The sequence below is a fragment of the Pleomorphochaeta caudata genome (genome assembly GCF_055395745.1).
This window is the reverse complement of the sequence record NZ_AP042458.1, coordinates 2,459,841-2,483,303: the sequence shown is the minus strand read 5'-3', so window position 1 is coordinate 2,483,303 and position 23,463 is coordinate 2,459,841. Positions and strand designations below refer to the sequence as shown.

22 protein-coding genes are annotated in these 23,463 nt (G+C 29.7%); 17 read left to right on the top strand and 5 right to left on the bottom strand.

Annotated elements, in window-relative coordinates:
• The first annotated feature begins 16 nt into the window (after nucleotides 1–16).
• The 4 genes from ACZ5RS_RS11460 to ACZ5RS_RS11445 all read left to right on the top strand — a co-directional run bounded on the left by ACZ5RS_RS11460 (nucleotide 17) and on the right by ACZ5RS_RS11445 (nucleotide 4,190).
• On the top strand, nucleotides 17–1,306 hold the full coding sequence (locus tag ACZ5RS_RS11460; RefSeq protein WP_464635548.1) for a glutamate-5-semialdehyde dehydrogenase: 1,290 nt from the start codon (nucleotides 17–19) through the stop codon (nucleotides 1,304–1,306).
• A 20-nt stretch (nucleotides 1,307–1,326) separates the two neighbouring features.
• Nucleotides 1,327–2,451, top strand: a complete 1,125-nt coding sequence (proB, locus tag ACZ5RS_RS11455; RefSeq protein WP_464635546.1) for a glutamate 5-kinase — start codon at nucleotides 1,327–1,329, stop codon at nucleotides 2,449–2,451.
• A complete protein-coding gene (locus ACZ5RS_RS11450) occupies nucleotides 2,438–3,388 on the top strand; it encodes a hypothetical protein (RefSeq protein WP_464635544.1) in 951 nt (316 codons plus the stop codon). Before proB ends, ACZ5RS_RS11450 begins: the two co-directional genes overlap by 14 nt.
• Nucleotides 3,389–3,464: 76 nt before the next feature.
• The gene (locus ACZ5RS_RS11445; protein WP_464635542.1) at nucleotides 3,465–4,190 is read left to right on the top strand and encodes an N-acetylmuramoyl-L-alanine amidase family protein; all 726 of its coding nucleotides are present in this window, start codon (nucleotides 3,465–3,467) and stop codon (nucleotides 4,188–4,190) included.
• Nucleotides 4,191–4,211: 21 nt separating this feature from the next.
• Here ACZ5RS_RS11445 and ACZ5RS_RS11440 read toward each other — a convergent pair whose 3' ends face one another.
• The 5 genes from ACZ5RS_RS11440 to ACZ5RS_RS11420 all read right to left on the bottom strand — a co-directional run bounded on the left by ACZ5RS_RS11440 (nucleotide 4,212) and on the right by ACZ5RS_RS11420 (nucleotide 9,436).
• Nucleotides 4,212–5,666 (bottom strand): nicotinate phosphoribosyltransferase, encoded by a 1,455-nt coding sequence (locus ACZ5RS_RS11440; RefSeq protein WP_464635540.1) that lies wholly within the window; start codon nucleotides 5,664–5,666, stop codon nucleotides 4,212–4,214.
• 9 nt (nucleotides 5,667–5,675) lie between these two features.
• Entirely contained in the window at nucleotides 5,676–6,956 is a 1,281-nt protein-coding gene (gene serS, locus ACZ5RS_RS11435) for a serine--tRNA ligase (protein WP_464635538.1), read from the bottom strand.
• Nucleotides 6,957–7,028: 72 nt separating this feature from the next.
• Nucleotides 7,029–7,841 (bottom strand): pyrroline-5-carboxylate reductase, encoded by an 813-nt coding sequence (gene proC / locus ACZ5RS_RS11430; RefSeq protein ID WP_464635536.1) that lies wholly within the window; start codon nucleotides 7,839–7,841, stop codon nucleotides 7,029–7,031.
• Between the two features lie 51 nt (nucleotides 7,842–7,892).
• On the bottom strand, nucleotides 7,893–8,399 hold the full coding sequence (locus ACZ5RS_RS11425; protein WP_464635534.1) for a tRNA (cytidine(34)-2'-O)-methyltransferase: 507 nt from the start codon (nucleotides 8,397–8,399) through the stop codon (nucleotides 7,893–7,895).
• 92 nt (nucleotides 8,400–8,491) lie between these two features.
• A complete protein-coding gene (locus ACZ5RS_RS11420; protein WP_464635532.1) occupies nucleotides 8,492–9,436 on the bottom strand; it encodes a nucleoside hydrolase in 945 nt (314 codons plus the stop codon).
• A gap of 144 nt (nucleotides 9,437–9,580) precedes the next feature.
• On the opposite strand from ACZ5RS_RS11420, the gene ACZ5RS_RS11415 reads away from it, so the two are divergent.
• The 13 genes from ACZ5RS_RS11415 to ACZ5RS_RS11355 all read left to right on the top strand — a co-directional run bounded on the left by ACZ5RS_RS11415 (nucleotide 9,581) and on the right by ACZ5RS_RS11355 (nucleotide 23,413).
• Nucleotides 9,581–10,345 (top strand): nucleoside phosphorylase, encoded by a 765-nt coding sequence (locus ACZ5RS_RS11415; protein ID WP_464635530.1) that lies wholly within the window; start codon nucleotides 9,581–9,583, stop codon nucleotides 10,343–10,345.
• Nucleotides 10,335–11,036 carry a phosphorylase family protein gene (locus ACZ5RS_RS11410; RefSeq protein WP_464635528.1) on the top strand — a complete coding sequence of 234 codons (702 nt, stop codon included), beginning with the start codon at nucleotides 10,335–10,337 and terminating at the stop codon, nucleotides 11,034–11,036. Before ACZ5RS_RS11415 ends, ACZ5RS_RS11410 begins: the two co-directional genes overlap by 11 nt.
• 2 nt (nucleotides 11,037–11,038) lie before the next feature.
• Nucleotides 11,039–11,797 carry a winged helix-turn-helix domain-containing protein gene (locus tag ACZ5RS_RS11405; protein ID WP_464635526.1) on the top strand — a complete coding sequence of 253 codons (759 nt, stop codon included), beginning with the start codon at nucleotides 11,039–11,041 and terminating at the stop codon, nucleotides 11,795–11,797.
• Nucleotides 11,798–11,830: 33 nt separating this feature from the next.
• Nucleotides 11,831–12,937, top strand: coding sequence for a BMP family ABC transporter substrate-binding protein (locus ACZ5RS_RS11400; RefSeq protein ID WP_464635524.1), 1,107 nt, complete (start codon nucleotides 11,831–11,833; stop codon nucleotides 12,935–12,937).
• Between the two features lie 79 nt (nucleotides 12,938–13,016).
• Entirely contained in the window at nucleotides 13,017–14,579 is a 1,563-nt protein-coding gene (locus ACZ5RS_RS11395; RefSeq protein WP_464635522.1) for an ABC transporter ATP-binding protein, read from the top strand.
• Complete coding sequence (locus ACZ5RS_RS11390) at nucleotides 14,569–15,651, top strand: ABC transporter permease (protein WP_464635520.1); 1,083 nt, start codon at nucleotides 14,569–14,571, stop codon at nucleotides 15,649–15,651. The genes ACZ5RS_RS11395 and ACZ5RS_RS11390 overlap by 11 nt, the downstream gene beginning before the upstream one ends.
• On the top strand, nucleotides 15,648–16,604 hold the full coding sequence (locus ACZ5RS_RS11385) for an ABC transporter permease (RefSeq protein ID WP_464635518.1): 957 nt from the start codon (nucleotides 15,648–15,650) through the stop codon (nucleotides 16,602–16,604). The genes ACZ5RS_RS11390 and ACZ5RS_RS11385 overlap by 4 nt, the downstream gene beginning before the upstream one ends.
• Entirely contained in the window at nucleotides 16,579–17,349 is a 771-nt protein-coding gene (locus ACZ5RS_RS11380; protein WP_464635516.1) for a nucleoside phosphorylase, read from the top strand. The genes ACZ5RS_RS11385 and ACZ5RS_RS11380 overlap by 26 nt, the downstream gene beginning before the upstream one ends.
• 307 nt (nucleotides 17,350–17,656) lie before the next feature.
• Complete coding sequence (locus ACZ5RS_RS11375; RefSeq protein WP_464635514.1) at nucleotides 17,657–18,781, top strand: hypothetical protein; 1,125 nt, start codon at nucleotides 17,657–17,659, stop codon at nucleotides 18,779–18,781.
• Between the two features lie 34 nt (nucleotides 18,782–18,815).
• On the top strand, nucleotides 18,816–19,928 hold the full coding sequence (locus ACZ5RS_RS11370) for an ROK family transcriptional regulator (protein ID WP_464635512.1): 1,113 nt from the start codon (nucleotides 18,816–18,818) through the stop codon (nucleotides 19,926–19,928).
• A gap of 52 nt (nucleotides 19,929–19,980) precedes the next feature.
• Nucleotides 19,981–21,324, top strand: coding sequence for an ABC transporter substrate-binding protein (locus ACZ5RS_RS11365; protein WP_464635510.1), 1,344 nt, complete (start codon nucleotides 19,981–19,983; stop codon nucleotides 21,322–21,324).
• A gap of 56 nt (nucleotides 21,325–21,380) precedes the next feature.
• The gene (locus tag ACZ5RS_RS11360) at nucleotides 21,381–22,502 is read left to right on the top strand and encodes a carbohydrate ABC transporter permease (RefSeq protein ID WP_464635508.1); all 1,122 of its coding nucleotides are present in this window, start codon (nucleotides 21,381–21,383) and stop codon (nucleotides 22,500–22,502) included.
• On the top strand, nucleotides 22,499–23,413 hold the full coding sequence (locus ACZ5RS_RS11355) for a carbohydrate ABC transporter permease (protein WP_464635506.1): 915 nt from the start codon (nucleotides 22,499–22,501) through the stop codon (nucleotides 23,411–23,413). The genes ACZ5RS_RS11360 and ACZ5RS_RS11355 overlap by 4 nt, the downstream gene beginning before the upstream one ends.
• The last annotated feature ends 50 nt before the right edge of the window (nucleotides 23,414–23,463 follow it).

The window sequence follows — 23,463 nt, the reverse complement described above, 5'->3', positions numbered from 1 at the left end:
AGGAGATACTAAAATTATGAGTTTAAATAATTTAGAAAAACAAATAATTGAATTAAGAGAGCAAATTGTAAGATTATCAAGTAGTTCTCTATCAGTAAGAAATGAAGCTTTAACTTTAATTAAAAATGGACTAGTTAGAGATAAAGAAATGATTTTTGAAGCAAATGGCAAAGATTTACAAGCTGCTAAAGAATCAAATTTACCCTCAGCTATAGCTTCAAGATTAAAGTTTGATGAAAAAAAATTAGAAGCCTCTTTATTAGGACTAGATATGGTCATTTCTCAAAGTGATCCAATTGGTGATGTTCTAGAAAAAAGATTATTGGATGATGATTTAATTCTTGAAAAAGTAAGTTTCCCCTTAGGTGTTATTGCAATGATTTTTGAATCTAGACCTGATGCTCTTATACAAATAGTTTCTTTGGCCCTAAAAAGTGGTAATGGAATTATTTTAAAGGGTGGTAAAGAAGCAAATTATACAAACAGAGCATTAATTGAAAGTATTAATAAATCTCTAGAAGCTTCTGTATTAAAATCATTTTGGGTTATTTTAATTGAAAGTCATAGTGATGTAGATACATTATTAACAATGGATGGTTATATTGATTTAATTATTCCAAGAGGATCAAACGCTTTTGTTTCCTATGTAATGAATAATTCAAAGATTCCAGTAATGGGACATTCAGATGGTCTTTGCTCAATTTATGTAGATGAATCAGCTGATTTAGAAAAAGCAGCAATTGTTTGTTATGATTCAAAAACGCAATATCCTTCAGCTTGTAATGCTGTAGAAACAATATTAATTAATAACAATATTTATAAAGAGTTTTTGCCGCTTTTAAAAACTGAATTAGATAAAAAAGATGTTATAATTCATGGTGATGAATTAGTATGTGAAGTTATTGACTGTATAAAAGCAACAGATGAAGATTTTGATACTGAGTATTTGAATTATGAAGTTGCTATAAAAGTAGTTGATGATGTTGATGAAGCTATTAATCATATTGCTATTCATGGTTCCCATCATACTGATGCTATTTTAACTAAGAATGAAGCAAATATATTAAAATTCTTTAATAGTGTTGATAGTGCAGATGTATTTAGCAATTGTAGTACTAGATTTGCTGATGGATATCGATTTGGACTAGGAGCCGAAGTTGGAATTTCAACTTCAAAATTGCATGCTAGAGGTCCAGTAGGTGTTAAGGGCTTAATGAGTACTAAATACTTATTAAAGGGAAATAATCAAATAGTTGAAGATTATAGTTCTAATAAAAAAAGTTTTAAACATAAGGAATTAAAATAATTTCTTAGTGGTGGTATAAAATGTCGAGAGATTTCTCAAATATAAAAAGAGTAGTAATAAAGGTTGGAACCAATTTACTATCTAGTGAAACAAAAATTGATGAAAAAAGAATTAAGATTATTGTTGATCAAATAGCTGAACTAAAAAAACGTGGTTATCAAGTTGTTTTAGTTACATCCGGTGCTATTGGAATGGGTGCTAAAGAATTGCATATAAAACAAAGTGTTAAAGATATTGCAATGAGACAAGCTTTAGCATCAATTGGACAACCCATCTTAATGAGTACATATAGAAAATACTTTAAAGAGGAAGATATAGTTTGTTCTCAAGTATTAATTACTAGAAAAGAATTAGATAAGAGAAAAACTTATGTTAATTTAAGAAATAGTATTTTTACTTTGCTTGATTTAGGTATTGTTCCAATTCTTAATGAAAATGACTCAATAAGTACTGCTGAAATTGGTTCAGCCTTTGGTGATAATGATAGAATGAGCGCTTTAGTTGCATCAAAAATTGATGCTGAGTTATTAGTAATTCTTACTGATATCAAAGGTTTATATGATGATAATCCTAATACCAATGAAAATGCAAAATTTATTGATGAAATAGATACCATTGATGATAAAATCATGGGTTATGCAAAAGGGGCAGGTTCTACATTTGCAACTGGTGGTATGAGAACTAAGTTATTAGCTGCAAAAATTGCGGCAATAGCTGGTTGTGGTTGTGTTATTGCTAGTGGAATGGATGATAAGGCACTACTCAAGATTATTAATAATGAAGATTTTGGAACTTTTATTCATTCAAAAGAAAAGAAAAGTCAACGCGCAAGGTGGATAATTAATAGCTCAACTAATGGTACAATATTGATAGATGATGGTGCAAAAAGAGCACTTGAGCATAACAAAAGTTTATTACCAAGTGGAATTATTGAACTTACTGGTGTTTTTGAGGCAGGGGATGTAATAGAAATTTGTGATAAAAACGGACTTGCCTTTGCAAAAGCCGTACCTTATTATGATAGTACTGATATTGTAGCAATAAGTGGTCACAATAGTAGCGATATTGAAAATTTATTAGGACCTGGGAAAAAAACAGTAATTTTCCGTCCAGAGGATTTAGTTTTTATAAATGAGTCAAATTAGTAAATATAGAATTTATCATAGAAAACAAGATGTAGGTAAAAAAATAGAACAATTGCATAGAAGTGAACAATTGGCTATTGGAATTATTGATGTTGGAACTTTAGAACAGTTAATGCAATCTCTCAAATGGTACTCAAAGAATATGAATTTCTGCTTGCATGCTGTTATAAGTGCTGAAAGAGGGGATGTTAAATCTTTTAAAGAAGAATTCCCTGATGTTACTTTTATAGTTTTCCCATCAATAACTTCTTTTGGTGAATGTACAAATGCCTTTGCTGATGAATGCTTTACAACATTTTTTATGGTTGTTAGAAGTGATATTGAAATAATCAGATTTGAAGGAGCTTATCTTTTTGATCTATTAAATAAGAAAGAATCTCCAATTGCACTAGTTCCTGCAATTGCTAATAGCAATAAGGAAATAATTCCTTCAATGAGAGCTCCAAAACTTGATGGAACATTAATTGATCCTGTTTCATATTTCCCTCATATAGCATCAACTGAAGTTTATCAAACCCTTTATCCATTTTATGGTATTGGGTTATTTGATAGGGCTTTCTTCCAGCGTTTAAGAGGTTTTGATACTGAAGTAAAAAGTGAATATTATCAATATTTAGATTTTGGTCTTAGATGTAATTTATTTGGTCATATTATTGGTTGTACAAGTGCTTTTATAATTAGTTTCCCTGATAGACTGAGTATTGTTGAAGATAGATCTCCTGTTGAAGGTCTTAGTAAAGTTCATACAAGAGTATTAGGTGTTGAAACAATTAATGGTAAGAATTTTGCTCATAAATTTAGAGGACATTTTGATAAAAAGACCTTTAATGATGAAGTGAAAAATAAGATTATTATTTTAATTAAAAAAGATTTTAATACTTTAGTATCAACTTGGAAATATACTCCAGAAGAATCCATAGAGACTAATGAAGACTAATACTTTTATGTTTCGAAATCTGTTTTTCAAGAATTATTGTTTTAAAAAAGTAAAAATATTATTTTTGCTAGTTTTTATGAATGTTTTTTTCATGCAAATAATTAGTGCTAAGGCTTTTTTTGATTATCCTATTTCTACAGTATTTATAGATGCTGGGCATGGAGGAATGGATAGTGGGGCTGTAGCATCTTATGATTTCAATCCTTTAATAGAAGAAAAAGATATTGTTCTTGAAGTTGCATTGGGTGTAGAAAAATACCTAAATAAAGCATTAAGTGATATAGATGTAGTCCAAATTAGAGACGATGATACATATTATACTTTGCAAGAAAGAAGTGAATTTGCATATAAATATCCACTAAAGGATAAGTCTTCATCTATTTTTGTCTCTATCCATGCTAACTCTGCCTCAAGTAATTCAGCAAAGGGGTTTGAAATCTTTACTAAGCTTGAAAAAAAGCAAGTAGATTTGTTTGATGAAGAAACCCCTGTGGAAAATATTGATTTGTTCGTTAACGAGAGATTTGAAGTTTTAAGTGAACAACAATATCAAACTAGTTATCAATTAGCACAACAAATTGAAAATGCATTTAAAAATGATTTTCCTCAGTTAAGAGATAGGGGAATAAAAAGTGATGATTTATATGTATTAAATGTCTGTAGAACTACAGGCTGTTTGATAGAAATAGGTTTTTTATCAAATGAAGATGAAGCAAAATTGTTAACAGATTCAGCTTATTTAAATAATATTTCAAAAACTATTTCTGATGGAATTGTTGAATATATAAAAAAACGGAGATAAAAATTACCTCCGTTTTGAATATTAATTATTTTCTTTATCAAGTTTCATTCTTTCTTGAGAAACTAAATCGCGTTTTAATGTTTTTAATTTCTTAGATAAACTTACTTTATAAATATGTGGATTAATTTGTCTCTTATAAGATTTGTGGAACATATCTAAATTTGATTGAGCAAATTGTTGTAATTCTTTTAAATCTTTGATAGGAGCTAATCTTGCACCATTCTCCATTTTTTTACTTAATAGGGGAACTGCTTTTGTGTATTTAGTACCTTTTAATTTAAAGAAATCTGTTTCACTAAATGGATGATAGAAAGTATAATCTTTACCATTTTCAATTTTTTCAGAATCTAGAGAAATTAAATCAGCAATAGCACCCATTTTTTCATCGTAGAATCTCCAAACTTGTTTAATAGCTGGATTAGTAGTTTTGCTAAAGGAGTTTGAGATTTTCATAGTTGGAATATATTTACCATCACTACCTTGTTTAGCACAAAGTTTATAAACTCCATTTAATGAAGATTGGAAACCACCTGTGACTAAGTGAGTACCAATGCCCCACATATCAATTGGAACTTCTTCAGAAACTAAAGCTTGAATTATTTCTTCAGTAATATCGTTTGATACAACAATAATAGCATCTTCTAATCCGGCTTCATCCAAACGATCTCTAATAACTCTAGGTAAATAACTCATGTCTCCAGAATCGATCCTAACGCCCATTTTTTTGCCTTTTGCTTTTTGTTCAAGACCAATTTTAATAGCATTATCAATTCCAGAACCTAAAGTATCATAGGTATCAATAAGTAAGATACAATTATCAGGATAAATTTCAGCGAACTTTCTAAAAGATTCTTCTTCACTATCAAAACTCATTACCCAAGAGTGAGCCATAGTACCACTTACTGGAATATTAAATAATTTACCAGCTAGAGTATTACTTGTAACTTTAGTACCACCAATAAAGGATGCTCTTGATGCACTTAAAGCCCCATCATCACCTTGAGCTCTTCTAAGACCGAATTCCATGATGCTAGAACCTTTACTTGCAAATACCATTCTTGAAGCTTTAGTTGCAATAAGAGTTTGGAAGTTGATTGTGTTTAATAACATCCCTTCGATTAATTGAGCATCAATTAAGTTTGTATGAATTCTAATTAAAGGTTCCCCTGCAAATACTACTTGTCCTTCATCCATTGAATATAGAGTACCTTCAAATTTATAATTTCTTAAATATTCTAAGAAATCATCTTCAAAAGAGTTTAATGATTTTAAATATTCAATATCATCATTACTAAATTTAAAGTTTTCTAATTTCTCTAATAATTGGTCAAGGCCAGCAAATAGGGCATATCCACCATTAAAGGGATTTGTTCTATAAAACATATCAAAAACAACTTTTGGATTAAAATTGTTTTTAAAGAAACCTTGCATCATAGTTAATTCATAAAAATCTGTTGTTAAAGCACTTATTTCCATATTAATATCCTACTTTCTTGGTTTAATAACATCAAAATGAGTGTAAGGAATTAATGCTTTTGGAATAGAAATTGAACCATCTTCATTTTGATAATTTTCCATAACAGCAACAATAGCTCTTGATAATGCAACAGCAGTTCCATTTAACATATGAACATATTGAGTGTTATTGTTTTCATCTTTATATCTAATTTGAAGTGACCTTGATTGATAATCAGTACAGTTACTAGTAGAAGTTACTTCTCCATATTCTCCATCATCCCCTCTACCAGGCATCCAAGCTTCAATATCAAACTTTCTATAAGCTGGAGCACCTAAATCCCCAGTACAAGTATCAACAACTCTATATGGGATTTCAAGGCTTGAGAAGATTTCTTCTTCTATTGATAATAATTCATCATGGAATCTATCACTATCTTCAGGTAAACATAAAATAAACATTTCTAATTTTGAGAATTGGTGTACTCTATATAAACCTTTTGAATATTGACCAGCACCGCCTGCTTCTCTTCTAAAACAATGAGATAAACCAGTCATTTTTATAGGTAAATCTTCTTTGCTTAAAATTTCATTGCTGTAATAACCACCTAAAGTGATTTCTGCTGTACCAACTAAGCAGGTATCTGTATTTTCAATAGTGTAGATATTGCTTTCAGCTCCTCTTGGATTAAAACCAATACCATTTAAAATTTCTTCTTTTGCAATATCTGGAGTAATAAAAGGTGTAAAACCTTTTTTAACTAAAATATCTATTGCAAATCTTTCAAGAGCCATTTGAAGAATAACTCCTTCATTTTTTACATAATAGAATTTTGGTCCAGATACTTTTGTGCCTTTTTCAAAATCTAAAATATCAAGTTTTTCACCTAGTTGAACATGATCTAATGCTTTGAAGTCAAATTTTGTAGGTTCACCATAGAATTTTATAGCAGTATTATCTTTGTCTTCTTTCCCGATTGGAGCACTTGGATGAGCATAGTTAGGAATAGTTCTACTTAATGCATTATATTTATCTAAAGTTTCTTTTAATTTTTCTTCAACTTCAGATATTTCTGCTTTTAGAGCTTTACCTTGTTCAATAAGTTCTGCTCTAACACTTGGATCTAATTTTCCTTTCATTTTGGAAGCATTTGCATTTCTTTGGCTTCTTAGATCTTCACTTTTGTGAAGAAGCTCAGCTCTTTCATCTTGTAAAGCAATAATGCTATCTAAATCAACTTTCATAAACCTATTTTTAATGTTTAATGAAATTTCATCTCTGCGACTTTTAAGCTCTTTTAAATCAATCATGGCTTTTTTCCTTGTGATTTTTTAATTTGTATATATAATAATGGGTTTGAAAAAAATGTACTAGATAAATTTTTATTTTTTCTCTAATTCTTTAGATCTTTCTGAAGTTTTTATTACACTATTTATAACAGCACTGGTGAATTTGTTATCACTTAGTGTTTTTATACCTTCAATAGTAGTTCCACCAGCAGAGCATACTTTACTCATTAAGCTAATAGGATTTTCCTTATCAACTTCATAAAGAGCTTTTGCACTTTCCATTGTATCAAAGGCAATTTCTAAAGAAGTATCGTAGTTTATTCCTTGATGAGTTCCCCCTAAAGCAATAGCATGAGCAAATTCAAAAACAAAAGCTATAGCAGAGCCACTAATTCCAATAAAAGCACTAAACTTATCTTCATCTAAAAAGAATGCACTACCAAAAGTCTTTGCTATTTCAAAGGCTACTTCTTTATCTTCATCTTTTGTGGAAGCAGATTTACAAATAGCAGTAACAGCTTTATTACATTTTGCTGCTAAATTTGGCATAACCCTAACAATTCTATTAGATTTTAATTCTTCAGTTAAAGTAGTAGTGTTAATTCCTGCAGCAATAGATATAAATAAAACATCGTTTATGTTTGAGCTTTGAATATTTGAATATAGTTTGCTTAATATTTGTGGTTTTACACAAAGCATGACTATATTAGTGTTTTTAACTAAATCTTCAAGTGTGGTAAAAATTTTTATTTCAACTTTTGAGGATTTAAATTCATCTTCAATTAATTTAGTTTTGTAATTATCAGTATCAAAGATACCGATGGATGTAAATTTGTTAGATTTTGCAACAGCTCTAAAAATTGATGAACCCATATTTCCAAGGCCAATAAATCCTATTTCTATCATAGAAACTCTCCTTACTATTATTTAAATAGTATATTAATAATTAAGTATTTTCTAGTTATCCCAACTAAGACGGTGTAAATTACCTTGCTCTTCAAGTCCTTCAAAGTCAATTTGTCTTAAATATTCATAAGCAGCAATTGCAACAGAGTTTGAAAGATTTAAACTTCTTAATTCTTTTTTCATAGGAATTCTTACGCACTCATCTTTGTGTTCAACAAGAATTTGCTCTTCAATTCCTTTATCTTCACGCCCAAAGATCAAATAAGTATCTCCCTCATTTGAATAAGAGGCTTGATGATATGATAATCTAGCTTTTGTTGTGAAAAAGAATAATTTTTCACCTTTTTTAGCGTCCAAAAACTCTTTTGTGTTTTTCCATTCTGTAATATTAGCTTTATCAAAATAATCTAAACCAGCTCTTTTTACTTGTTTTTCATCCATACTAAACCCGAGTGGATAAACTAAATCTAATTTTGCACCAATAACGGCACAAGTTCTAATAATGTTTCCTGTATTTTGAGGTATTCTAGGTTCAAAAAGAACTAAATGTAATGCCATAAAAAATCTCCTAAAAATATAATAAAAAAATATCATTATTATTAGGAGATATCAAGCAAGCTAATTAAATTAATCAATTAAGTGTATGATTTTTATAAAGATTTGAAGAAATTAAGCATTGTATTGCTTATGTATTGATTAATAACTTTATCATTAACATCAAGACAAAGCTTCGAGCTTGAGTTATTCTTTTGAATCAAATTATCATTTCCGACAATTCTGCCATAATTTTCTTTATTACATAAAACTGTTATCTCTTTTCTAACTATAGTAAATAGAGAAGGGTTAATAGCAAACATTACAGCTGATGGATCATGAACAAAACATTCATTTTCACACGGATTCTCATTAATATAATAATATAACATTTTACTAAAGAAATTGCTTTCTTTTTTATTTAGGGCTTCCCATTTATTAATGTCACTAACACTGATTCTTGATTTCTGAGTTACATCTAGAGGTACAATAGCTTTTTCAATATTGCTTTCAAAAACTATTTTAGCTGCTACTGGGTCTTGATGGATATTAGCTTCAGCATCAAATGTTACATTACCTTTAAATAATAGGGCTCCACCCATTGTTATAATTTCTTTTACTTTTCTTATTTCATCTGGATGTTTTTGAATCATGTAAGCCATATTAGTTAAAGGCCCAGTGGTGATTATAGTTAAATCATTATCAAACTTTTTTATTAAATCTAATAATGGTTCTTCAAAAAAAGGAAAATCAATATCCTTATAAATGCTTAAATCAACTTCTAAGTTTCCAAGTCCATTTTCCCCATGAATTCTAGCACTTACTTTGTTCCTAATAAATTCATCTTTATCAATAGCATGAGATAACCCCTTTAATACAGGTATATCTTTTTGCTTAAGCAAATCTAAAATGTATCTTGAGTTTAAACAACTGTTATAAGTTGTAACATTGCCATAAGTTGTGCAAACAGCTAAAAGATTTATATTTTCATCAGCGACTGCTAAAGCGAGCGCTAAACTGTCATCAATTCCTGTATCTAAGTCTAAAATTATATTTTTCATAGAATCCCCATTATAATAAGTTATGTTCTACTATATTATTGTATGTATTTTTTAAATTTGTCTATACAAATTTTAAAAAAGTTAAACATTTTTGTTGCACTTGTTCATTTTTTATGCTTTAATAACCGACATAAGGGGAGAAAAGTGGATAAAACTGCAACATTTTTATGCTTGGCAGAAAATTCTATAGGTAAATATGTATTTATTCCTGGTAGTATTGAAAGAGCTGAGTTAATAGCAAATGAATTAAAAGACTCACATTGTGTAGCAAAACACAGAGAATTTTCTATCTACAATGGTATTTTAAATGGAGAAAAAGTTTCTGTTGTTTCTACAGGTATTGGAGAGAATTCTGCATCTATCGCTTTAGAAGAAATGATAGCAGAGGGATCTCATACTTTCTTAAGAATTGGCTCTTGTGCTTCAACTTCATTAAAATGTGGTATTGGTGATGTAATAATAGCTAGTGGTGCAGTTCGAATGGAAACAGTATCAAATGCTTATGTTCCAATAAATTATTCAACTGTCCCTAATTTTCATTTCTTTAAAACTCTAGTAAATGAAGCAAAAAAGACTTTATATAAATATGATACAGGAGTAACTGTAACAAAAGCTTCCTTTTATACAGAAGTATCTCCAAAAGCAAAAGCCGTTTCATCTTATATATTAGATAAATGGGAAAGTTATTTAAAAGCCGGAGCAACTACAACAAGTATGGAAGAAGCTGCAATTTTTGCAATTGGAGCAAAGAAAAAGGTTAGAGTTGCATCTGTTGCCGTTTGTGCAACAAATTTTAATGAATATTCAAATGTAGTTGAAGATTATCCTTTTGGATGGGAAAAGCGAGCTATTGAAGTAGGAATAAATGCTATGAGTACGTTAATTGGAGAAGATAGAGATGAAAAATAAAAAGATGATGCATCTCGCAATTGAGGAAAATAGTATTAACAAATACGTAATTGTACCAAGTAGCTATGAATGGGTTGATAAAATTGCTTCATATCTTGATGATGCAAAAGTTTTATCTCATTTTAGAGAATTTAAAACTGTAAACGGAAAATATAATTCTAAAGATATTAGTATTTGCTCAACTGGTAATGGTGGAGAATCAAATGCTATTGCTGTTGAAGAGTTATATCAATGTGGGGCTAGAGTATTAATAAGGGTAGGAACTACTAATTCTTTAAAAGATGATATTAGAGATGGAGATGTTATTTTAGTACAAAATGCTACAAATTATGATGGAGTTAGTCTTCAATATAATTTAGTAGAATATCCATCAATTTGTGATGTTGAATTATTAATGGCTTTAGAAGACCAATGCAAAGAATCAAATGTTAAATATTCTGTTGGATCTGCATTAACCCCTATTAATTTTCATAATTCAGATAAAAACATCAATGATTTAGATTTATGTCTTGATTTGGAAGCTGGTTCCTTATTTGATGTTTCAGCAAATTTAGGTATTAAGTCAGCCGTTATTTTAGGTGTAAATAATATAGATAATGCAATAGATATATATGGTGAAAACCAAGAGGTAGAAGAAAAGATTATTAAGATAGCTTTAGATACATTAACTAAGGTTATTAAGGAGGATTAATAATGAGTTTAGATACATTGACTATTGAAGATTTTCCAAAAGAGTTACCAGAAAATTCTGGAACTAGACAGAAATTGTATTTAAAAGTTTATGATGCAATTTATGAAGGTATTGATAACCAAGGTGATAATATTCCGGAAGGAACAAAAATTCCTACAGAAGAAGAGTTTGCAACTTATTGGAATGTAAGTAGGGGAACTATTCGTGAAGCTATGTATCACTTATTAGAAGATGGAATTATTTCAAAAGTTCAAGGTAGAAGAACTGTTATTTCTAAAACTACACAATATAAACAATATGATTTTCAAGATTTAACAAATCCTGTTTATAAAACTTTCGATATTGATAAAGTAAGTGTTAAGAGAAATCTAACTAGCACAAGTAATTGGCTTGCTGGAATTTTTTCACTAAAACCCGGAGTGCCAATAGTAAACTGTATTGTTGATTATTTCTTAAAAGAAGAAAGGGTTGCAACATCAATGTTTTTATTTCCTTTTTCTTTAGTAGAAGAAATGGGATTAGCTTGGGACAATGATTCAGTTTGGACAGCCTTTGTTACGAAAGATATATATGAGAAAGCAAATTTAAGTGAAACTTCTTTGTGCATTATTACAGATGAAATAAATGACAGTGAATTAACTTACATTGAAACCCCTGTATTATTGTCAGAAGAATTTTTATTTGAAAAAGAAAAATGTTTTTGCTTTGCAAGAACATACCTTACCCATGAGAAGACTAGGATAAAAATCCTAAGAAAATAAGATTATGAATATTTGTCTATTGAGGAGGACGATATGAAAAGAAAAATTGTTTTATTTTTTACACTTGTTTTATGTAGCTCTTTATTATTCGCAAGCGGAAGTAAAGAAAGCGAAGCTAAGGCAACTGACGAAGCAGCTTCAGATCAATTTAGTGCAATTTATCTAGTAAATGGTAGTTTAGGAGATAAAGGTTTCTATGATTCTGCAGCTAGTGGTTTTACAGCTATGAAAGAAAAACATGGTGCAAATACTAAAATTGTTGAAATGGGTAGAAATGAAGCTAGTTATGAAAGCTATTTCTTAGATGTTTCAGAACAAGATTGGGATGTAATTACAGCTGGTACTTGGTCTGTTCTAGAATTAACTCAAGAAACAGCACAAGCATTCCCTGATAAGCAATATTTATTCTTTGATGGTTCAATTGATGAACCTAATGTTATGAGTATTACTTATAAGTCTGAACAAACTGGTTTTATGGCTGGTGCTTTAGCAGCTTCAATGCTTAGTGTTGATGACCCTAAAATTGATAATTCAGAAAAATTATTAGGATTTGTAGGTTCAATGGATACTCCAAATATTAACGACTTCTTAGTTGGTTATATTCAAGGTATTAAATACATTGATCCATCAATTAAATTATTAACATCTTATGTTGGTTCTTTTGAAGATGTTTCAAAATGTATGGAAATGACAACACAATTATACAACCAAGGTGCTCAAATTGTTTATGCTCCAGCTTCACAAAGTATTTTAGGTGCTGTATCAGCTTCAGACAATGTTGATAAATATTTTATTGGTTGTGATACAGACATTTGGTTGGCTGTTAAAGATTCTGATCCAGAAAAAGTACGTAATGTAATTAGTTCTTCATTAAAGAACGTTGGTGAATCTTTAGAAGTAGCAATGTTAGGTATTAGAGATAAAACTATGGATTTTGGTACAACTTATAATTTAGGGATTGAATCCGGTGCTGTTGGTTTGGCTAAAAATGATAATTATAATGCTATAGTACCTTCTGCTGTTAGAAGTCAGTTAGAAGATATTGCAGCAAAAGTAGCGAGTGGTGAAATTGAGGTAACAAAAGCTGTAGGTAGACCTACTGAAGAAGTTGCACAAATGCGTGATGCAATGAAGCCTTAACCAAGAGTTAAGATTTATAACTTGTCACCAGTGAAATATATTTGCTGGTGACATATATATATTAACCAAGGAGATTTTTGTGTCAAACATAGCATTAAAAATGGATAATATTACTAAAGTATATCCCAATGGAGTTGTTGCTAATCATAACATTAAATTCGAAGTTAATTATGGAGAAATTCATGCTTTATCTGGTGAAAATGGAGCTGGAAAATCAACTTTAATGAAAATCTTGTTTGGTGAAGAAATTCCGACTGAAGGTAAGATTTATATTGATGGACAAAAAGTTAAATTAAATTCTCCATCCGATGCCCTTAAGTTAGGAATTGGGATGGTTCATCAACATTTTATGTTGGTTCCCTCTTTAACTGTTTTAGATAATATTATTTTAGGTGAAGAACCAAGTAAAGGTGGTATTTTTACAGATTATAAATCAGCAGAAAAGCAAGTAAGAGCTTTGATGGAAAAATATAATATGGAAATGGATCCTTTTGCAAAAGTAAAAGATTTATCTGTTGGACAAAAACAAAAACTTGAAATATTAAAAATTTTATTAAGGGGCGCTAAAATATTGATTTTAGATGAACCTACTGCAGTATTAACTCCACAAGAAACAAAAGAATTATTTTTAGAATTAAAATTATTAAGAGATGAAGGTTATACTGTTGTATTCATTTCACATAAGTTAAATGAAGTAAGAGAGCTTTGCTCAAGAATTTCTGTAATAAGAAGAGGTGAATACAAAGGGACTTTTAACCTTAGTGATATTGATGATGATGAAATATCAAAATTGATGGTGGGCAGAAATGTTTCTACTGTAATTGAAAAGGGTAAAAAATCTAAAGGTTCACCAATACTAGAAGTAAAAAATCTAGTAGTTATAAATGAAGAAAACGTTAAGAAAGTAGATGATATTAGTTTTATATTAAATAGTAATGAGATAATTGGAATTGCTGGTGTTGAAGGTAATGGACAATCTCAACTTGTAGAAACTATTGTTGGTCAAATACCAATAAGTAGTGGCCTTATAAAAATTAATAATCAAGAAGTTTCTTTTAAAAATATAAAACAAGCTAGAAATAATAAAATAAGTTATATCCCTGAAGATAGAATGACTATTGGAATGGCGGGAAGTTTATCAATAACTGAAAATATTATAGCTGATAAGATTGATGATAATAAGTTTGTAAACAAGGCTGGGCTATTAAAGCTTAAAGAAATAAATGAATATGGAAAAACTTTAGTAGAAAAATATGAGATTCTTTGTAAAAACCCTGAAGTTTCAGTAGATAGTTTATCTGGTGGTAATATCCAAAAAGTTGTTTTAGCTAGAGAACTTGATAATGCTCCACATTTAGTAATTGCTGATCAACCAACAAGAGGTGTTGATTTAGGAGCCTCAGAGTTTATTAGAAAGCAACTAGTAAATCTATCGACCAACAATTGTGGCATTTTATTAATTTCATCAGATTTAAATGAATTATTATCAATATCAGATAAGATTTTAGTTATTGCTGATGGCACATTAAGAGCTTGTATTAAAGATATTAAAAATACTAGTGATGAAGATTTGGGTAAGTATATGCTAGGTATAGAAAAAATGAGCCCACAAGAGATTGAGAGGAATTGTTATGACGCTTAAGCAAATAAATATTTTAGTAGATTCAGTAAAGCTCTTTTTAATTATTTTGTTCTCAATAGCGATGATTTCTGTAATCATATTATTCGCTAGTGATGATCCTCTTAATGCTATTTATTATTTTTTTATTGGACCTTTTACTAGTTTAAGAAGAATTGGAAATATTATAGAAGGAGCAATACCTTTAATTTTTACAGCATTAGCCGTAATAATAATTTTTAGATGTGGATTGTTTTCCATGATTTCTGAAGGTTCTTTCTTTATTGGTTTATTAGGTGCAACTATTATTGGGACTACATTTGATTTTGGTGCAATTGCAACACCTTTTGTTGCAATAGTATTTGCAGCAGTATTAGGAAGCATAGCCTCTTCAATACCAGCTTTATTAAAATTTAAATGGGATGTTAGTGAGGTTGTATCATCAATTATGCTTAACTATATAATACAATTTTTTGTAATATATATGATTAGTTATCATTATAGAGAGCCTTTAGCTTCTTCCTTAGCTTCATTAAAAATCAATGAGAATTCACAACTAGCTTTATTAATAAAAGGAACAAAAGTTCACTTTGGTTTAATTATTGCTTTATTATTTTGTACTCTTGTTTGGGTTATTCTATATAGATCAAGACTCGGTTTTAAAATTAGAGTAATTGGTTCAAATAGTAATTTTGCAAAATATGTAGGTATTAAAACTGGCGTTTCAATGGTTATTGCACAAATTATAGCTGGAGCCATAGCAGGTGCTGGTGGTGGAGTTGAAATGCTTGGAATGTATACCAGATTTAAATGGACAACTTCCCCTGGATATGGTTGGACAGGTATTGCTGTAGCACTTTTAGCTCATTCAAATCCAATTATGGTACCAATTGCAGCTTTATTTATTGCATATTTAGATGTTGGTGCTGCAATTATGGCAAGAAGTAGTGATGTTAGCAATGAAATAGTTATGGTAATACAAGGTGTTATGATGTTGTTGATTGCAGCAAATGCTTTGTTCTCAAGATGGAGACAATCATTAGTAGTTAAAAATGCAACTAGTGAAAATAAGAGTTTATTGGAGGCAAAAGCATGATTGATCTACTTTCAAGTATTTTTAGTTTAGAATTTGTTGCAATGTGGATTCGAGTAGCAACTCCAATAATTTTTACATCATTAGGTGCTGTTATCTGTGAAAAATCAGGAGTCGTAAATCTTGGATTAGAGGGCATAATGTTAAGTGCTGGACTCATGGGTGTTATAGGATCTGCTTATTCTAATAGTTTGTTTATAGGTATGCTAAGTGGTGTGCTTATGGGATTAATTTTAAGTGCACTGTTTGGATTTTTTCATTTATATTTGAAGGCCAATCCTGTGCTTTGTGGTACTGCAATTAATCTATTTTCAAGTGGATTTACTGTTTTTGTTATGGAACAATTAACAGGAGAAAAAGGAACAACCTCATCACTTTTAAGCAAAACTTTCCCAGTACTAAATATACCAATAATTGATAAAATCCCAGTTATAGGGCGCCTATTATCTGGCCATAACGTTTTATCATATATAGCAATATTAATGGTATTTGTAGTTTATGTCTTTTTAAATAAAACTCCTTTAGGTTTGAGAATTAGGGCTGTAGGAGAAAATGAAAATGCTATTAAATCTGTTGGTGCAAATGTTAATAAATTAAGATTTATATCTATAATGCTTTGCGGGGTTTTAGCAAGCTTCGGTGGAATGTATCTTTCCATGGGATATTTAGATATGTTTGTTAAAAACATGGTTGCTGGACGTGGTTTTATAGCATTAGCTGCTAATGCCATGGGTAGATGTACTCCTTTAGGTGCCTTGTTATCTTCATTATTATTTGCGTTCTTTGATGGATTATCAAACATAATGCAAATATTAAGAATTCCATCAGAATTTGTTCAAATGTTGCCATATTTAGCTACAATTTTAGGGCTCGTGATTTATGCAATAAACATAAATCATATTAAAACTAAAAAAATAAAAGGAGTTGCAAATGCAAATATTAGAGAAAACATCTAAAACTATTGGTAAAAAACAATATCATATTAGATTATCCCCAGGAGATGTTGGTGAATATGTATTATTACCAGGAGATCCTGCTAGAAGTGATATTGTTTCAAAATATCTCGATCAGCCAAAATTAGTTGGAAATAATCGAGAGCATAAATCTTATACTGGTTATTATAAAGGTGTAAAAGTCTCAGTAACTTCTACTGGAATGGGCTGTCCTTCTGCAGCAATTGCCGCTGAAGAATTAATAAATATTGGTGCAAACTGTTTGATCAGAATTGGTAGTACTGCTGCATTACAACCAAAGATAGATATTGGAGATTTAATTGTATCAACAGGTTCTATGAAAAATGAAGGAACTTCAAGGTTTTATGTTCCAGATTGTTTTCCTGCAGTTCCTGACTTTGAATTTACGAGAGAATTGATTGATTCTTGCAAAGCTAGTGGCTTTAAATATCATTATGGAATAAATGCAAGTGATGATGCTTTTTATGGGGAGACTCCAGAATGGATTGAATCACTTCATAAATTAGGTTGTTTAAATGTTGAAATGGAAAGTTCAGCACTTTTTACAATTTGCCATAAAAGAAAAGTAAGAGGTGCTATGATTTGTGCTGTTAGTGGCAATTTAGTTGAAGATAATGTTATTTATGAAAATGCTAATACTAAATTAGCTCAAGGTTGGGAAGATGAAATTCAAGTAGTACTTGAGGCAATTTATAATTTTGAAAAAGGTAAAAATACTTCTAAATAATACAAATTTAAGTTGTTGTTTTAACTTATAAAATAGTTATTGCAACAACTTTTTTATTTACTCTCATTCTTTAACATTCATTACTTTTAATGTTTGTTAAGGTGTGAGATTTTTTATTTTTTGTCTTTTTAGTTGAAATATTAAACTAATTATTTTTCCCATTATTTAAATAATTGAAAATGGTAAAAATTGTATTAAATTCAATAATTCTTGAATATATAAGGAAATAAATAATATATTGACAAAATATAAAATCTGTTGGATAATTAATTTGTTGATAATTTCAATTAATTATTGGGAGTTTAATATGTCTAGTTGCTTGATTATTCCAACTTATTGGAGCACAAATACTATTGAAAGCTGGAAAGTGTTTGATCATCCTTTTCCAATCGAAGAAGAAGGAACACTTTTAAGAACTTTAGAAAACTTAAGTGAAATTGGAATAAAAGAAGAAGTAGTAATTATTCCAGTTCCATGTTCAAAAGAAATCTCTGATAAAGTTTGGGGTATTGTTAATAAGGTCTCTAATTTAAATATTAGTGTTATTGATGTTCCCACATATAATGATATGCTAAAAAAATTGAAGAAAGCAGGTATGGATGATAAATCACTTTGTCTTGTTGATACATATTGCTATGGAGGAGTAAGAAATTTAGGTCTTGCTTACGCTCAAATCAATGGGTATCAAAGAGCAATCATGATTGATGATGATGAAGTTTTATATTCAGATTATATTGAAAAAGCATTAAAACATGTAGGAAATGAGTATAATGGAGAAAAAATTTTAGCTAAAACAGGTTGTGTTGAGGATTCACTTGGAAGAAAGATTTATGAAGGCCAAGCTCACGATAGTTTATTATCTTGGCCTAAAGATAAATTATTTAATGAAGAAGTAAATTCAATGTTAAACTCATCACAAATGCTATATTCCACACCAATTGCTTTTGGTGGTAATATGGTTCTTGATAGAGAAGTTTTTTCTACTGTTCCCTTTGATCCTTTTGGTACCCGTGGTGAAGATGATGATTATGTACTTAATTGTAAATACTGCGGTTATAAAATGTTTTTTGATCCTGATTTTGTATTAATCCATCTCCCTCCAGAAAGAAATCAAAAATATTGGAGTCGTCAAAGACAAGATATAATTAGATTTCGTTATGTAAGAGAGAAGGCAAGAATTTTTAACATAGACAAAAAAGAACTTGGAAGTTTCTTTGGATATTTTACTGGTGATGATTTAGAAAAGAAAGCTGTAAACTCTAGTATAGATGCAGCACTAGTTTTTGAAGATAATAATCGCCAAGAGTTTCTAGGTTTTTTGGATAATGCTAAGGAGGCTGTAGAAGAGAGAAAAGAAATTATTGAGGGGAAAATCGAGACATTTAAATCTCTAATTGATGTGTGGCAAAAAACCATGAATTATTTTAATTGACAAATTACAGTTAAAAGTGTTTTAATTTTATAATATGGATAATAATCTACCTTCAAATTACAAAATACTATATGAAATTTGGTTAAATTCTGGGCAAAGTAGGGCTCAAATTGCTAAGAAGCTAAATATTGATAAATCTACAGTTTCAGTTATAACCAATAAAATGCTAGAAAATAATATAGTAATTGAAAAGAGTAATTATGATGGTTCTCCACAAGGAGTTGGAAGACGACCTATAATGCTTGAGGTAGATGGAAGCTTTGGCTATATAATGGGTGTAGCACTACAACACCATTCTTATAAAGTTGTTGTTGTAGATTTTGCTGGCAAGATACTTTTATCAGAAGAAAAAAATGAAGTTATTACTCAAGAAAATATAAAACCTATAATTGAAATGCTTTATTGGAAATATTTGGAAAAATTAAAGAAATTTCCAGGTTCTTTTTTAGGAATAGGAATTGGTGTTGGTGGTCTTATTGATCATACTGATGGAACAATAATTTATTCAGTTCCATTGGAAATTGAAAAACCAAATAGAATTATTGAAAAAATAAGAAATAGCATACCTGTTCCAGTTTCTATTGAAAACAACTCAAATTGTTGTGCTATAACAGAATTAGTTTTTAGAGAATATTTAAAAAATAGTCCAGAAAATTTAATATTTTTATTTATAGAATTTAAACATTCACTTTATTCAGATTCCAATCATGGAAGAATTGGTATAGGTCTTGGAATTGTCATTGATGGCAAAATTCATTATGGTAGCAATTCTTTTGCTGGTGAATTTAAGAGTATTTTTTGTAATAAAAAAGATTATTTTAAACAACTATCCCAAGAAGAATTTAATTTGGATAATTTATTAAAAAATCCTAAATTAATGAAACAGGTTGTTGAAGAAATTTCAAAAAATATTGGTTTCTTTGTAAATGTCTTAGATATTAATGAAATAGTAATTGGTGGTGATATTGAGGGTACAGGTTCAGATATTTGCTTTGAAGTTGAAAAAGCTATTAAGGATAATTGGCAATTTCCAATAGAACGCCCAATAAACGTAAGATATTCTTCTCATGGTCCTAAAACAGTTGCCTGTGGTGCAGCTGGAAAATTAGTGAATGACTTATTTTTAGATAAGAAATTACCACTCTAATTTTAATTCTCTCTCCTTTTAAAATAGTGAATCATTTTTGAGGAGGCTTAAAATGAAAAAGATAAAACGTATTCTTTTCTCACTAGTTGCTCTAGAATTAGTTGTCGCTACTTGTTTTGCACAAGGCGTAGAAGAGAAATCAACTGTTTCAGATGATCAGATTACATTAAAGGTATTAAATTATTATGATACTACTGAACCTGGTTATGAGAAAGAAAGACAAATCTGGCAAAATTTTAGAGATCAAAATCCAGATATTGAACTTATTACTGAAGATCTATGTAATGAAGCATTTCACCAAAAAGTTTCTGCATATATAGCAAGTGGTAATTTACCTGATGTTATGTATATGTATCCTTCAGGAAGATCAGCAGCTTTACATCAAAATAAGTTAGTTAAAGATTTAGAACCACTTCTTGGTGAAGAATTTTTATCAAATTTTGTACCTACAGCTTTGAATGTAAAAACCCAAGGTGGTGGATATCTTGCTGAACTTCCACAATCTATCTGTTATTCTACTGTTGTTTACACAAATAAAGGTTTATTAGATAGTTTAGGACTAGATGTACCAACAACTTATGAAGAATTAAAAGCAATGGTTCCTATCTTAAAAGCCCATGGTATTCAAACTGTATTAATGGCTAATAAGGATGATTGGGTAATGCAATCTTGTTTATTCTCAACAATTGCTGGACGTTATTTAGGTACACAATGGTTTGATGATGCTATTGCTGGCAAAGTTAAATTTACAGACCCTGAATTTATTGAAGCATTAAATATGGTTAAAACTATGTATGATGATGGTGTTATTTCAAAGAATACAATCCAGATAGCATATGGAGAGGCTCCTGGTATTTTTGCAAGTGGCAAAGCTGCATTCTTTGTTGATGGGGATTGGAAACAATCTGCTTTCTTAACAAATCCAACTACTGGAGAATCTTTAATATCACCTGAAAAACAAAAAACAGATCTTATTTTAATTCCATTCCCAGCATTACCTGGTGAAAACTATCCTGGCACAGTTTCATCAACATTAGGTTGTGGTTTTGGAATATCTTCTTCAATTCCAGAAGGTAGTGAACAAGAAGCTGCTGCAGTTAAATTAGTAAAATACCTTTATTCTTCAGAAGTTCAACAACAATATCTAGATATTGGAAGATATGTTCCAACTAGAAAAGATGTTTCATCTGATAATGTTGAACCAATTATTAAGAAAATGATGGCTTATTATGCTCAATCAGATAGCACTTGCTATGTATTAGATTCAGCATTAGATCCATCAGTTTATACTGTATTGAATAAAGTACTTCAAGAAATTGGAATGGGTTCCAAGACCCCTTATGAAGCTGCTAGTGAAATTCAAGAAGCAATGGATAGCTTTATTGCTGCAAAATAAAGCTTAAAAATAAACCCGGTGCCTTTGCGTCGGGTTTATTTTGCTAGGAGAAAAAAATGTTAAATAAAGAAAAAGAAGAGAAAAAAGCATATAGATACTTTGTAATACCTTCCTTTGTAATTTTCATCTTTGTTATGGCTTTTCCAATTTTATTGTCTTTAATTTTATCATTAAGCAATTTTTCAGGTGGAAAAATGTTTGGTGGAAGTGGTTGGAAAATAACTGGATTTCAAAATTATAAATATTTATTTGCTGATTCTTATTTTTGGAATGCCTTATTAAATAATATTTATCTTGTTTTAATTTCTGTTTTTGGGCAGTTACCATTAGGTATGGTATTAGCATATTTAATATATAGAAAAACTGTTAAAGGTGGTGAGTTTTGGCAAGGTGTTTTATATGTTCCATCAGTTATATCCGTAATTGTAATAGGTATAATGTGGAATCTTATATTTTCCCCTTATGGTCCTGTTTCACAAATAATTAATAATATTAATTCTTCTGGATTTACTAAAGAAATAATAGCAATATTAAATAATCATTTAGATACAAATGGAGTATTAATTGTAAATTCTTCATTAATTAAAGATTTGATAAATATAAATCCACAAGCTGCTGCTTTATTGGGAGATCCTACAAGTGTTTTAACAACATTTTTTAATGCTCCTGGTACTAACAATATAGATGAGCTAAGCACTTTGTTATGTAATCTATTATGTCCTAAATGGTCAGCTTCTTTTTTGAATGAAAAAGGTGTTTCAATGTTGCCAATATTATTTGTTACTTTGTGGTGTTGGACAGGTATGTATTTGATTCTATTTTTGGCAAACATGCAAAAAATAGATCCTCAAACTTTAGAGTCAGCTCAAATTGATGGTGCAAAAGAAAGTACAATATTAAGACATATAATTTTACCAGAATTATCTGGTGTTATAATAAACTCTGCAATATTATGTATTTCTGGCTCTCTTAGCACTTTTGATTTGATTTATGCTATGACCGGTGGTGGCCCTGCTAGGATTACACAAGTATTATCAATTTATATGTATGAAAAAGCTTTTACCGGAACACCAAATTATCCACTATCAAATGCTATTTCTATTATGATGGTAGTTTTTAGTCTTATTTTAATTCAAATTACTAAGTCAGTTCAAAAGAAAGTGGAGGAAAGAAGATGAGTGTAAAAACAAATAATGTTACTGGTTTTTGGGGTAAATTAGGAAAGTTTTTTGCATATTTTATTATGTTCTTATTTGCTTTTATGGCTATTGCTCCTCTAGTATGGTTAATTATAAACTCTTTTAAATCAACTATAGAATTTCAAACTGATATGGTAGGACTACCCAATAAATGGATAACAACCAACTACAAGGGAGCTTGGGAAATAGGGCATTTTAGTATACTTTTTGTTAACTCAGTTATTTATACTTGTTTTTCAGTTGGGATAGCTACAATCCTATCTTTAATGACTGGATTTGGATTTGCAAAAATAAAATCAAAAGCCACAAAACCAATTTATTCTATATTGCTTCTTGGAATACTCTTGTCTATGCAAACCTTAATGGTTCCAATTTTTATTCAAGCATCCCAAATTGATATGGCCCTAGGTCAACTTTTTGAAACTTTAAGAATTTGTAAAGCGAGCGATTTTCATTTATTTTATAATTCAAGGTTTGGTGTAGTTCTTGTTTATATTGGTTCAATTTTACCAATAGGAATATATTTAAGCTATGAATATATTAAGGGAATCCCAACAGAAATGGTTGAAGCTAGTAGAATAGATGGGGCATCCTATAAAAGAATATTCTTTACAATAATTCTTCCAATGACAAAACCGATTATGATTACAATTTTCTTATTGAAAATACCACAAATATGGAATGAATTTGCTTTGATAAATATTCTTGTGTCAAAATTGAATTTGCAATCCCTTCCTTTAGGTATTTATAAATTCTCAGGAACTTTTGCGACTGATTATGGTAAACAATTTGCTGCTTTAGTTATTGGTTTATTACCAATGTTATTATTCTATATGATATTTAGACGTCAAATTACTGAAAGTATTGGAGAAGGAGCCTTAAAGGGTTAATTGTTAGTATTGTACAAATTACTTGTTGTTTGTTTTATTTATAGTTATTA